Genomic DNA, 12,848 nt, shown 5'->3' with positions numbered 1-12,848 from the left:
GCTATATAGTGAGCCATGACAAACAAAACCGATCTCCCTTTTCTTTCTGAAATCATGACGCCGCCTCTGGCAGCAGCAGAAAATTTTGACGATGCCCGTGCCGCCGTAGCGGCACTGCGCAAACTTTATGAGCGTAATACTGCCTTTTTGCGTGATGCTTTTGAGAATGTTGCCTTGGGGAAAATGGAAGCGCGCCGTTATCGTGCCTTCTATCCGGAGCTGAAACTCTCGACCACCAGTTTTGCGCATGTGGATACGCGTTTGGCTTATGGTCACGTGTCTGCGCCTGGTGATTATACCGCAACCATCACACGCCCCGATCTTTTTGAACACTATCTGATTGAACAAATCCGCCTGCTGATGCGCAATCATAATGTCAGCGTCACAGTGCAGGAATCATCAACGCCTATTCCGTTGCATTTTGCGTTTCTTGAAGGCACCCATGTCGATGGAGCTGTCGCTAATGCTTTTGCACATCCTTTACGAGATTTGTTTGATGTGCCGGATCTCAGCAGCACCGATGATAAAATCGCTAATGGTGATATTGAGTTGATACCGGGTGAGGCAATGCCGCTGGCGCCTTTTACGGCACAGCGCATTGATTATTCCTTGCAGCGTCTGGCACATTATACGGCGACCAGTCCGGCACATTTTCAAAACTATGTGCTGTTCACCAATTACCAGTTCTATATTGACGAGTTTTGCAATTATGCCCGCAAGTTAATGGCGGAAGGCGGCGGGGGGTATACCCGTTTTGTCGAGCCGGGTAATCTCGTAACACTTGCCGGTGAAACAGCGCCATCCCTTGGCACGGCTGCATCGCGATTGCCGCAAATGCCGGCTTATCATCTGCAACGTGATGATCATTCCGGCATCACCATGGTCAATATCGGGGTGGGGCCATCCAATGCGAAAACCATTACCGATCATATTGCCGTTCTTCGCCCGCATGCATGGCTGATGCTTGGTCATTGTGCAGGTTTACGTAATAGTCAGCAATTGGGTGATTATGTTCTCGCACACGCTTATGTGCGCGAAGATCACGTGCTGGATGATGATTTGCCTGTGTGGGTGCCAATTCCGGCTCTGGCTGAAATTCAGGTGCCGCTGGAGGATGCAGTGGAGGAAATCACTGGTCTGGAAGGCTATGATCTGAAGCGGATCATGCGCACCGGTACGGTCGCCACTATTGATAACCGCAATTGGGAATTGCGTGATGAGCGTGGACCTGTGCAACGTCTTTCGCAGTCGCGTGCCATTGCTTTGGATATGGAATCTGCCACCATTGCTGCTAATGGTTTCCGTTTCCGTGTGCCTTATGGCACATTGCTGTGTGTTTCAGATAAGCCATTGCATGGCGAGCTGAAATTACCTGGCATGGCGACCGAGTTTTATCAGCGACAAGTGGCGCAGCATTTGCATATCGGCATCAGAGCGATGGAAAAAATTGCTGCAATGCCACAAGAGCGTCTGCATTCTCGTAAATTACGCAGCTTCTATGAAACTGCGTTTCAGTAATCAAAAACAATGCCGTCTGGGCCGTCTGGTTTCGCACTGCTTATCAGCGGCTTGATACCGGACGGTACTCCCTCTTATGAGAAGCCGCTCTATCTTTCTGGTTTGCTCTCATCATCAGGAAAAAAAACTATATGCGCCGTACTAAAAAAATATCATCATTGAGTTTTGCCGTTTTTATTATTGCGGTTCTTGGTACGGTGCCACTGGTGCTGGGCTTTTTTGGTGAAGTTCATCCGGCACTTGATACATTTTCGCATATTCGGGCGCATTTATCTGTGGCGCTTTTTCTATTCTCATTGCTGCTTTTGCTCACAGGGCTGCGCCGCGAGGCAATGTTGTTATGTTTGTTTTGCGCTTTAAGCTTTGCAACAACGATTGAGGCTGTGCGCACGCAAATTTCAGGCCTCGAATTACCGGAGTCTGCAAAGGTTGAAGGTGCCACTTACAGTCTGGTGCAGATTAATTTGCTATTTGCTCATCCTGAGCCACAGCGGGTTTTACAGATGATTGGCCAGCAAAATCCTGATGTGATTACCTATCAGGAAGCCTCCAGTGCTTGGGAGCCATGGCTGAAAGTTTTGGAAGGGCGCTATCCTTATCATTTATTGTGCAAGGATTATCCGGGCTCTTGGGGTGTTGGTATTCTTTCCAGAAGGCCCTTTGTTGAAGGTGCAGAGCGACTGTGCGTTGATGATGGCGTTTTGGCAGCGGTTCAGATTGATTTTGGCGGACAGGTGGCAACAATTGCTTCGCTGCACCTGTCATGGCCATGGCCTATGCAACAGCCTGCACAGTTAAATGAGATCGAGCCGCATTTACGTGCTATGAAGCATCCGCTTATTATCGCTGGTGATTATAATGCGAGCCCATGGAGCCATGCACTGGTACGCATGACAAAGGCTTCAGACACCTATGATGTTGGCGGCCTTGGCGCAACATGGATGCTGAAACAATTGCCCATGAGCTGGGTTAAATGGCTTGGCGTGCAGATTGATCATCTTCTCGTCAGCAGCAACGTGACGGTTGATCAGGCAAAGACATTAGATGAAGTAGGCTCCGATCACCTGCCTCTATTGCTAAAATTTACCTTGCCAGTCACATCTGTTGAACCAGAAGAGGATGATACCACTCAAGTGGTTCAGCATTAATTCTGTTTTTTGTCTTGCATTAATGCCTTTCATGCCAATTCAAAGGATGCTTTTCTTTGAATTGGTATGAAAGCCTGTCCATATTTGCCAGTCATCATAGGTTGGTTAGGTTATTCACTGATGCGCTTTTAATCGCATATGCAGTGTTTATGACTATCGTTGAAAGCTTTATTATTCAGCTTTTTTACACTTAGACCAACAGGTCAGCGATACGATCAACCAGCCAAGAATAAGAACTGTGCCGCCAGTGGGTGCTGCAAAAGGAAATAAGCGCTCACCTAGAAAGTCACGCGACAGCAAATCACCACAAAAAAGTAGTAAGCCAATAATAATTGCAGAGCCACCAATCGTTGCTGTACGGCTTTGGCCACTTAAAATCGACAATGCAAGAAATGCCGGTGCGTGGCCTAAGAGGATAGGCGCCACTGTATTCAGATTGCCGGTATTGTTATGCGCAGCACCTGCATAGGTGATCAGGGCGAGGGCACCGGTTAAGCCGCCAATTGTCGAAAAATAGCGATTAATTTTAACAGTCAATTTTCTGCCTCTTAGATTTGCCGCATAATCGAAAAATAGAACAATGCTTGCCTGAATAGAGTGGTCGTATCCCTATGGATTGTAGCCTCCTATTCAATAGCGCATGACTATGCAAATTTTAAAAGCAATTAAATGTTATTTTTGCCCATCACAAAGACGGTAAATTATAAAGTGCAGTTTTTTAGAAACTGTGATGCTCCGAAAAGGCAAACTTTGTGTTTTCGCAATGCACTTAGAATTCTGATGAAATGGCTGAAGCAGGGCGAATGAAGCGGTGGCACTTTTGAAGTGAGTGCGATTTAAACAAAACCAAATAAAAAAAGCGCCAGTGAAATTCACTGGCGCCTTATTATCAAACCAAGGTCTGATTAGAACGAACGCTGGAAGCGGATCATGCCCTGAACGCTGTTCTTTTTGAAGTCAGCGCTGTTGGTAGGGTTGTAGTCGCTGTTGTTTTTGAAACGGGTCCAAGTTACTTCAGGAGTGATCTTGAAGCCAGGAACCAGTTCGTAAGCTACGTTAGCAGAAACAGAGGTCTTGCCCCAATCTTCTGTTGCAGCCTGCAAGTTGAAAGCTGCTTTGTCGGTAGCTTTAAATGTAGCGCCACCCCAAACTGCCCACTTACCGCCAAATGCGCCGTAAGCCTGCTTATTGGTCTTGTCGCCAGAGAAGCCACCCATTACCCAAAGAGAGATCTGGTCGCTTACGTTTACGTCTGCACGTACTTTAGCTGCCCAATCTTCAATAACAGCGTCGTATGCAGCAACCGCAGCAATCGAACCCCAGCCCTGAGCGAATTTCAGACCACCAACAACATGTGGAACATATTCGTCAATTACGCTATCTGCACCGCCCTGTTCAACTGCGATAACAGCTGAGAAGCCGTTGCCACCAGCAAAGGTGTAAGCAATCTGACCTGTACGGGTGAACTGGCCATCTGATACGATGTCGTCGTTCATTACGCCGCCGAGGCCGCCTACAAAGTCTTTAAACTTTGTTGGTGCGAGACCGACGCGGAAGCCGCCGAGATCAATATAAGCATATTCGAGCTCTGTTGCGCGGCTATCTTTAGCGTAAACGTCATCTACGCCACTTGCTTTAGCGTCGTATTTGGCGCGCAGCTCAGTAAATGTGCTGAGTGTGCCAAGTTCAGTTTCAGAAGCTGTACGAACCTGAAGGGACAAACGTGCGTGCTTTTTCCAGCCGCCATGTTTGAAGCCATTTTCTACGTTGTCGCCGCCTTTGATGTCGTAACGGACATAACCGCCGATGCGCAGGCAGGTTTCGGTGCCTGGAATGTAGAAGTAGCCAGCGCCGTATGCATCGCAAACGCGAACATATTCAACAGCTTCTGGTTCTGGTGCGATGATTGCGTCGGCTGCGTTTGCGCCGGTAGCTGCTACAACTGCTGCAGCGGAGCCGAGGAGAAGGCTCTTGATGTTCATTTCTGACCTCCAGTCAAAGTTTAAAAACGGGTTTGGGCATTTCTTTTTGGCTGAAGGACAACCTGTCCCCATCCCCTTGTGTTGAAAAAGTCGCCCCGAAGCGCGCCCTCTTCTGATGTGAAGATACTCAGGCCAGATTTTGATGCAACTGTGAAAACAACTCTGACGCCTTACTCACGTCTCTATGAAAGGGGCTTGTTGCAGAAAAGACACGAATTTCACGCTTACAGTGCAATTCATTAAGAGTTTGGTAATGAAAATAAACGGTTTTTAACAGTTTTGCGTCAGTTGAAGCTGTGCAAATCAGTTGATTTGATCCGGAATCGTGCAAATCACCTATGTGATTGTCTGCAAATCAATCCTGATCAGGAGGCATTTAAGTGAGCCGGTTTCTGATATTATATACATTATAATATAGGCAGTGTGTGAGTGGTCTGAGTGTGGATGTATGCGAATAGCGGTGTCCGAGCTGTCATTTCTGACAAGTTTGTGTGTGTGATGCGAAAAATTTTAAGGATAAAGCGTTAAATTGCTTGAACTTAGTGAATTAAAAAGCTATCTCGCCTGTACCGGAGAGGTGGCCGAGTGGTCGAAGGCGCTCCCCTGCTAAGGGAGTAGACCCGTGAGGGTCTCGTGGGTTCGAATCCCATCCTCTCCTCCATTTTCCTTACATTTTATTATTTTTAATGCCTATACGGGCGTTGGATCATTGTGCGCCTCATTAACTGATTTCAAAAATCAGTTGATTCGAGCGTCTATAAACAGTTTTTCAAAGTGGGAAACTGGATTCTCTTAAATGATCTCCTTATTGCTTAAATTGTCTTAGAATCATCGAGAGAAGGGGTGGTTGAGTTGAAACAGTGGTTTTGGCCCGGCTGGGTTTGCACCGTTACCCTGACCGCAGTTACTTTGTGGTTTGGCATTAAGCCATTGGAAGCCGAGCTCTCGTTGCGCGCACAGAATGATTTGCAGGCCTATGACTGGACAAGTTTCAGTCTGGAGGGACGAGATCTCACTTTGCGCGGTGTGGCACCCGATGAAGAATCACAGATTGCAGCTGTAAAGGTTGCAAATGCGATCGAAGGGATTCGGGTTGTTGATGATCTGACATCGTTATTACCGCTTGCAGCGCCTTACACGTTTCAGATCGAGAAAAACGGCGATGGGATTATTTTAAGTGGTTATATCCCGACCGCAGCGCTTCGTGACGAGCTGATGCTTGAAATGGAAGAACGGGCAGGTGGCGCGTCGGTGATGGATGAAATGGCTTTGGCTCGCGGACAAGCGCCTAACTATGTTTCTTTGGTGAAATTTGCTATTTTGCAATCTGCTTATCTCAAATCAGGTAAAATCGCTCTGATTGATATGCGTCTGAACATTGATGGCGATGCGAATGACCGGCTTGATTATTACCGCTTGCAGAATGCATTGAATAATTCACTGCCAGAAGGCGCAAGTGTAGGGCAGCGTTTCATTGCGCAGCCTTAAATGGATGTTTTAAAAGAGTTCGTCGGATTTTTTCAGATATTTAAGCATTGGTCGTAAGACACGAAAGGTCGTTTATGCTCTATCTTGTTCAGACATTTTGGTTTGTGTTGTTGCTGGCTTTATGTGTTGGTTTTCTGGTAGGCTGGATGGCAGTTGGAAATAAAAAGTAAAACAGTTTTATTTGCGAAGCATCGGCGGCTCGTAAATTATGAAGCACTATCTCGCTCTGACTTAAATATATTAATCCGGGGGAAGAAATAATGCCTCACCTTATTTTGCAGCTCGCTTTGTTGATTGCTGCGGTGTTCGTGATCGGTAGCTTGGTTGGTTTTTTCGCCCGTAAGCGAAAAGCTAAAACTGCGGTGGTGTTATCTGAACCGGAACAACAGGTTGAGGCTGTTGAACCCGACCTTGAGAAGAATGAGCATAAACTTCAGACACCTGTTCCGGCCATACCCGAAGCCAAACCTGTTGCTGAGCAGTCTGCCATTGAGAAAGCTGATGAAGCTCTTGAACCTGTAAAGGCTGAAGAGACTGCAACTGAAGAAACAAGCGCAACTGTAGCTGAAGTTTCGTGCGATGCGGCAGCTGAGTTTATTGCAGGGCCAGTAGAGATTGAAGAGCTGGCGGCTCCTGAGCCAGTGATAGTGAAAGAGCCTGAACCTGTTGTTGAACTTGGTCTGCCGCAATTGCTTGATGCGGCACGCGATGGCAAGCCGGATGATTTGTTGAAGATTAAAGGCATTGGTCCAACATTACAGCGCAAGCTTTATGCGCTGGGTGTGTATCATTACGACCAGTTGGCAGGGTGGGATGCTGATAACGCAGTCTGGATTGGTAAAAAGCTTAATTTTCGTGGCCGTGTCGAGCGTGAAGAGTGGGTGGAGCAGGCAGGTGGACTGGTAAAGCTTGGTGAAAAAGAACGCGCTGATAAAGCGTCTAAAAAAGCTTCTGCAAAAACAGCAACCAAAAAAGCGACAGCCAAAGCAGCCACTGTGAAGGCAGCGGTTAAGAGAGCGCCGGTTAAATCAGCTAAAAGCAAAGCGAAAACGACTGCAAAAAAAATCGATGTGTGATTGGCTATTGGTTTAATTGATTGATTAAAAAAAGCGGCTTCGGGGAAACCTGAAGCCGCTTTTTTATTGTCTTATTTGCGACCATTGATCAGGTCGGTTTTGATATTTGCTGTGCCGGTCAAACGCGCTTTGTAAACTTCGTAATTTTCCATGACCCGTTGCACATAGTTACGTGTTTCAGGGTATGGAATGCGTTCAATCCAATCGACGATTTCTTCAATCGAGCGGCCACGCGGGTCACCATATTTGGCAATCCACTGATTGGCGCGGGTTGGCCCTGCATTGTAACCGGCAAAGGTCAAAATATAGGAGCCGTCAAAGCGGCCAAGTTGCTCGCTCAAATAATGGGCACCAAGTGTCGCATTATAGGCAGAATCATTGGTAAGCTTGGCATGCGTAAAGGCAATGCCTGCGCGTGTTGCAACACCCTTGGCTGTGCCTGGCAATAATTGCAGAAGGCCAAGAGCGCCTGCACTTGAAACGGCTGAGGCGTTAAATTCGCTTTCCTGACGTGCAATCGCATAAGCGAGCGCTTTGCCGGAGCCGCTAATATTAGCGTGATTTGGAATGGCGCCTAACGGATGTGATAGGGCGCCGACATCAAGGCCACGTGTGGCAGCTGTTTTGCCGATTCGTAATGCCAGATAATGATTGTTCTTTTGCTCGGCCATAACGGCCAGCAGGGCTAATTCGCCAACGCTGGAAATCTCTTGTGCCAGATTACGATAAAGCGCATCGGCGCGGGAACTGTAGCCCGCAGCTTCCAAACGCTTGATTGCCTGTACGGCAGGGCGATTGGCAAAATTGGTACGGTCTGCATTGCTTGGCTTGGGGTAGGGCAGTTCCAAGGTGGACTGACCAAGCTTGGCCGCGGCCAGCTGACCGTAGAATGTTGTGCCATAATGCGCAGCACGCTGATAATAATTGCCGGCATTACCGCCAGCACCAGCTTCAGCTGCACGACCCAGCCAATAATAAGCGCGTGATGCGGAAATCGCGCCAGATGAAATCTCAGCAATACGGGCAAAGTGCTTTGCTGCCGTTTTCGGATCATTTAATGAGCGTAACGCATACCAGCCAGCATGAAACTCAGCGTCAGCAGCCATGGTTGGTGATTCTGCGGCATGAGCGGCAGCAACCTGATAGGCTAGCTTGGCTTTGCCAATATCAAGCAATTCACGTGATAATACGCGGCGCTCTGTCCACCAAGCATCGGGGTCAACCAGTGTTTTGGCATCTTTCGGCGCTTTAATCATGATCTGCGCCGCATCACTGAAGCGTTCCGCGCGACGCAAATAGCGTGCTTTCACAAACAGAAAAGATGGATGCGAATGCCATGACTTATCAACCGCATTGATTTTCTGTGCTGCATCATTACTGTTTTTAGAAACAGCAAGATAAGCCTGATAAAGTGATTGCGCTTGCGCAGGGCCTGCAAGATTAGCGGCCGATTGCATACGGCCATTGTAAAGCGAACGGATCAGGCGATTAAGATGATCATCACGCGTCAGAGTATCTGAAAACTCACGCAAGACAGACTGCTCTTCGGCCTGTGACAGGCGAGCACTAGCCCACCATGGCGCAAGCAGCTGTCTGGCTTTGGTATTATTGCCGCTTGCTTTGTGAGCGCGCGCCAATGTCATAATGCCTTCTGTTGTTTGCGGACGGCTATTGCCAAATGCACCGATCACCTGACCTGCTGGCAATTTTTCACGCGCCAAGGCACGTTCGGAATTGTTGCGGATGGCGGACATGCCTGGCCAGCCCTGCAATTCGGCAGCAGCAGCGGCAATTTCCGCACTTGTTATGCCTTCTGCATTCGAAGTGGCAATCACCCATGAGAGAATTTGACGGTCAATACTGCCTCTGGCCATGTTGTTTTTCATGGCGATCGTACGGGCTGCATTTTTGTTTTCGAGTGCGTCCAAGGCTGCTTTCAACGTGCCGCTGACAACAGCCGGATTGGCCGCACGCGGAACGCTGGAGGTAATAACCTGATCCTGCAATGACGGGCGCTGGCTCGGGCGTGGCTGCGGTGTCACCAGATTAATCGGCGACTCGCGCGTGGCTGACGGCGCAAACGGTGTTGGCGCAGGACGCGAAAACGGGGTCGGAACATCGGCAGGCGGCACGGGCTGTGCGATTGCTGTGGCTGTTGGCAGGCAAAGCATCAGGCTGCACCCTGCAAGCAGGATGTTACGCCAAATCGGTGCTCTTTGATCAACTTTACGCATATTGAACCAAACCACATTGTTTTTGCTCTGATCGGTTTTTCGCATGAATTGAACTTCATTTGAAAGCTGCGGGACGTATCAGGGCAGAGGAACTTTTTTACTTTTTTATTATAATTTTTATCAGTGAAGGCATCGTTAACAAACCATTATGAATAAGATCGGATAACTAACGTCCATTGGGTCGTAAAATTGCTTGCTCCATTCTTATGGCAATACTATGGTACGACCGCTTTCGTCGGGTTTTCCGGCGTTTATTAACATTTCATCTCTCAGGAGTTTATTGATGCTGAAGGGCTCAATCACCGCACTCGTTACGCCATTCGATCGTGATGGTGCATTTGACGAGAAATCCTTCCGCTCCTTCGTGAATTGGCAAATTCAAGAAGGCACCAATGGATTGGTGCCTGTCGGTACAACCGGTGAAACACCTACGCTCTCGCATGACGAGCATAAGCGGGTCATTGAAGTCTGTATTGAAGTCGCGGACAAGCGCGTGCCGGTCATTGCAGGTGCCGGTTCCAACAATACACGTGAAGCGATTGAACTGGCGCAGCACGCTGAAAAAGCGGGCGCGGATGCGGTTCTCGTGGTTACACCTTATTATAATAAACCTAATCAGCGTGGCCTTTATGAGCATTTCACGGCAATCGCCCGTGAAATCACTGTGCCGATCGTGATGTACAACATTCCGGGTCGTTCAATCGTTGATATGCTGCCGGAAACCATGGGTCGTCTGGTTTCAGACCATAAAAACATTGTGGCTGTTAAAGACGCAACCGGTCGTATTGAACGTGTATCTGAACAGCGTGGAGTCTGCGGCAAAGATTTCATTCAGTTGTCGGGTGAAGATGCAACAGCATTGGGCTTTAATGCTCATGGCGGCCATGGCTGCATTTCGGTGACCTCAAATATTGCACCACGCCTTTGCGCTGAGTTTCAGGCAGCATGCCTGAGCGGTGACTATGCAAAAGCACTGGAATATCAGGATCGCCTGATGCCATTGCATAAAGCATTGTTTGTTGAGCCGAATCCGGCTGGCCCTAAATATGCTTTGTCGCGTTTGGGTCTGATGGAGCCGGTTGTACGCTCGCCAATGGTTCAGGTGGAAGAATCCACACGTCTCATCATTGATCGTGCCATGCAACATGCTGGTCTGATTAATTAATCTATGCCAAACAGAAAAAGCGTCTTTATTTTTAAAGACGCTTTTAATCTGTGTGACAGGTATTATATAACCTCATTATGAATAAGCCAAAAACACCGACAGTGCGCAAAATTATCGCGGAAAACCGCCGTGCGCGCTTTAACTTTGAAATTGTGAGCACGCTGGAAGCAGGTCTGGTTCTGACGGGGACGGAAGTGAAATCACTTCGCGCCAATCAGTCCAATATTGCCGAAAGCTATGCAAGCTTTGAAAATGGTGAGTTTTGGCTGATTAACTCCTATATTCCTGAATATACGCAAGGCAATCGTTTCAATCATGATCCGCGTCGCCTGCGTAAATTGCTGGTCAGCCGCCGTGAAATGGCGCGTTTATTCAACTCGGTTTCGCGCGATGGTATGACCGTTGTGCCGTTGAAGCTTTATTTCAATGATCAGGGACGGGTGAAGCTGGAGTTGGCAGTCGCGCGCGGTAAGAAGCTGCACGATAAGCGCCAGACCGAGAAAATGCGCGATTGGAATCGCGAAAAATCACGCTTGTTGCGCGATAAAGGCTAAATTTATCATCATTGATTGTTGAAAAATGCAGATGCTGGCAGATTAATTGCCGGCGTCCAGATAGTTGCGCACATTTTTGAAAACGTCGTGGAACATTTTTTCAGTTAAAACACCGGTATTGGTGTTGTAGCGTGAGCAGTGATAGCTGGAAAAAATCCGGATCCCGTTAATATCCGTTTCCTTGCCATGGCCAAATTTATGTTTGGAAACAGGTTCGCTTAAGGCGCGGATCGTGGACTGATGCGCGATGGTGCCAAGAGTGACAATAGCGCGCAAATTATTAAAGCCGGAGAGGGCGGGCTTTAAAAACTGGCGGCAATTGTTGATTTCGGATGCGGTTGGTTTGTTTTCCGGCGGCACACAGCGCACAGCATTGACAATCATTGTGTCGATGAGTTCAAGGCTATCGTCAATGCGCGCTTCAAACTTGCCGCGGGCAAAGCCTAAATCAATCAAAGTGCTATAGAGAAGGTCACCTGCGTAATCGCCGGTGAAAGGGCGGCCGGTGCGGTTCGCGCCGCGTATACCGGGGGCAAGCCCGATGATCATCAGGCTGACGCTGTCATCGCCGCCAACAGGCATGAATGGCGGAACCGGAGCATTGTGCCATTCCGGTTCTTTTACACGCCATTCTTGTAAAAAATCATGCAAACGCGGACAAATCGCGCAGTCATGTGAAGGATGGATCATGTTTACCCTTCAGGAGAATCGACGATGATCAATAATCGTCGTCTTCCATATCATCAGCTACAAAGCGCGGTGCCTGCTGCTGCGGACGTTCGGACATTTCACGACCGATTTCTGATTTCAGCGAAACGAGATCAATGAAATGGTCTGCCTGACGGCGCAATTCATCGGAAATCATTGCAGGCTGAGTGGTCAGAGTCGAAACGATCGAAACTTTGCGACCCTTGCGCTGCAAGGCTTCAACCAGTGAGCGGAAATCGCCGTCGCCTGAGAAAATAACGAAATGGTCAATGGCATCAGTCAGCTGCATCGCATCAACGGTCAGCTCAATATCCATATTGCCTTTAACTTTGCGACGTCCGGTTGCGTCGGTGAATTCTTTGGCAGCTTTGGTGATGACTTTGTAGCCGTTATAATCCAGCCAATCAATCAAAGGTCTAATTGACGAGTATTCCTGATCTTCTACCAATGCTGTGTAATAATAAGCACGCAGCAAATAGCCGCGGTTCTGAAATGCTTTTAGTAATTTGCGGTAGTCAATGTCGAAACCGAGTGTTTTGGAGGCTGCATATAGATTAGCGCCATCGATGAAAAGGGCGATCTTTTCACGGGAATCGAACATATGTAAAAATCCACTCTACAGGCATGGGCCTAAAAACCAGTCTAACTGGATGGCCGTCGTGAAACATATAAATGGCGACGTCAAAAGAACTTTTTGGTGCAACTTACGTCTTGAGCCTATTTTCTAAGGGGAATGCACAGAAATACAAGCAACCCTAGGTTGATTTGCCCTAATTGTAATGGCTTAAATGTTGATAATTGAACTATTTTTTCGTTAAAATCTGGGGAATGCTTGTCGGCTTGCTAACAAAGCCTCTGACTGGTATTCTGGCAAAGAATATAAAATTCTGTTATGCAATAGAGGGCGGCTTACAAAAATGAGGACGCGCGGGTTGTTTCGCGCGGCTTTTACTTGTTTTTTTTCGTCTTTCACGC

General features: G+C 48.0%; 11 protein-coding genes and 1 tRNA gene. 7 read left to right on the top strand and 5 right to left on the bottom strand.

The window, feature by feature from the left end:
• The first annotated feature begins 15 nt into the window (after window positions 1-15).
• Window positions 16-1,518: an AMP nucleosidase gene (locus tag ABDZ76_RS01515; protein WP_343800331.1), complete on the top strand. Its 1,503-nt coding sequence runs from the start codon at window positions 16-18 to the stop codon at window positions 1,516-1,518.
• Window positions 1,519-1,649: 131 nt separating this feature from the next.
• Complete coding sequence (locus ABDZ76_RS01510; RefSeq protein ID WP_343800329.1) at window positions 1,650-2,666, top strand: endonuclease/exonuclease/phosphatase family protein; 1,017 nt, start codon at window positions 1,650-1,652, stop codon at window positions 2,664-2,666.
• A gap of 171 nt (window positions 2,667-2,837) precedes the next feature.
• On the opposite strand, the gene ABDZ76_RS01505 is transcribed toward ABDZ76_RS01510, so the two are convergent.
• Together ABDZ76_RS01505 and ABDZ76_RS01500 are read right to left on the bottom strand one after the other, a co-directional pair.
• Complete coding sequence (locus ABDZ76_RS01505; RefSeq protein ID WP_343800327.1) at window positions 2,838-3,203, bottom strand: DUF423 domain-containing protein; 366 nt, start codon at window positions 3,201-3,203, stop codon at window positions 2,838-2,840.
• Between the two features lie 368 nt (window positions 3,204-3,571).
• Complete coding sequence (locus tag ABDZ76_RS01500) at window positions 3,572-4,648, bottom strand: porin (RefSeq protein ID WP_343800325.1); 1,077 nt, start codon at window positions 4,646-4,648, stop codon at window positions 3,572-3,574.
• A 571-nt stretch (window positions 4,649-5,219) separates the two neighbouring features.
• On the opposite strand from ABDZ76_RS01500, the gene ABDZ76_RS01495 reads away from it, so the two are divergent.
• The 3 genes from ABDZ76_RS01495 (at window position 5,220) to ABDZ76_RS01485 (ending at window position 7,212) form a co-directional block, all read left to right on the top strand.
• Window positions 5,220-5,309, top strand: a tRNA-Ser gene (locus ABDZ76_RS01495).
• A gap of 191 nt (window positions 5,310-5,500) precedes the next feature.
• Window positions 5,501-6,136, top strand: a complete 636-nt coding sequence (locus tag ABDZ76_RS01490; protein ID WP_343800323.1) for a BON domain-containing protein — start codon at window positions 5,501-5,503, stop codon at window positions 6,134-6,136.
• Between the two features lie 260 nt (window positions 6,137-6,396).
• On the top strand, window positions 6,397-7,212 hold the full coding sequence (locus tag ABDZ76_RS01485) for an NADH-quinone oxidoreductase subunit E (RefSeq protein ID WP_343800321.1): 816 nt from the start codon (window positions 6,397-6,399) through the stop codon (window positions 7,210-7,212).
• A 71-nt stretch (window positions 7,213-7,283) separates the two neighbouring features.
• On the opposite strand, the gene ABDZ76_RS01480 is transcribed toward ABDZ76_RS01485, so the two are convergent.
• The gene (locus ABDZ76_RS01480; RefSeq protein ID WP_343802899.1) at window positions 7,284-9,383 is read right to left on the bottom strand and encodes a transglycosylase SLT domain-containing protein; all 2,100 of its coding nucleotides are present in this window, start codon (window positions 9,381-9,383) and stop codon (window positions 7,284-7,286) included.
• Window positions 9,384-9,729: 346 nt separating this feature from the next.
• Between ABDZ76_RS01480 and dapA the strand changes: the two genes are divergently transcribed.
• Window positions 9,730-10,611, top strand: coding sequence for a 4-hydroxy-tetrahydrodipicolinate synthase (gene dapA, locus ABDZ76_RS01475; RefSeq protein WP_343800319.1), 882 nt, complete (start codon window positions 9,730-9,732; stop codon window positions 10,609-10,611).
• A gap of 77 nt (window positions 10,612-10,688) precedes the next feature.
• The gene (smpB, locus tag ABDZ76_RS01470; RefSeq protein ID WP_343800317.1) at window positions 10,689-11,165 is read left to right on the top strand and encodes an SsrA-binding protein SmpB; all 477 of its coding nucleotides are present in this window, start codon (window positions 10,689-10,691) and stop codon (window positions 11,163-11,165) included.
• A gap of 42 nt (window positions 11,166-11,207) precedes the next feature.
• On the opposite strand, the gene ABDZ76_RS01465 is transcribed toward smpB, so the two are convergent.
• A complete protein-coding gene (locus tag ABDZ76_RS01465; protein WP_343800315.1) occupies window positions 11,208-11,855 on the bottom strand; it encodes a uracil-DNA glycosylase in 648 nt (215 codons plus the stop codon).
• Window positions 11,856-11,883: 28 nt separating this feature from the next.
• Complete coding sequence (locus ABDZ76_RS01460) at window positions 11,884-12,474, bottom strand: LabA-like NYN domain-containing protein (RefSeq protein ID WP_343800313.1); 591 nt, start codon at window positions 12,472-12,474, stop codon at window positions 11,884-11,886.
• Window positions 12,475-12,848: the final 374 nt, after the last annotated feature.

Origin of the sequence: Paenochrobactrum glaciei (assembly GCF_039522165.1) — a bacterium.
GTDB lineage: Bacteria > Pseudomonadota > Alphaproteobacteria > Rhizobiales > Rhizobiaceae > Paenochrobactrum > Paenochrobactrum glaciei.
The sequence above is the reverse complement of the archived record's forward strand: the minus strand, read 5'-3'. Positions and strand labels throughout refer to the sequence as shown.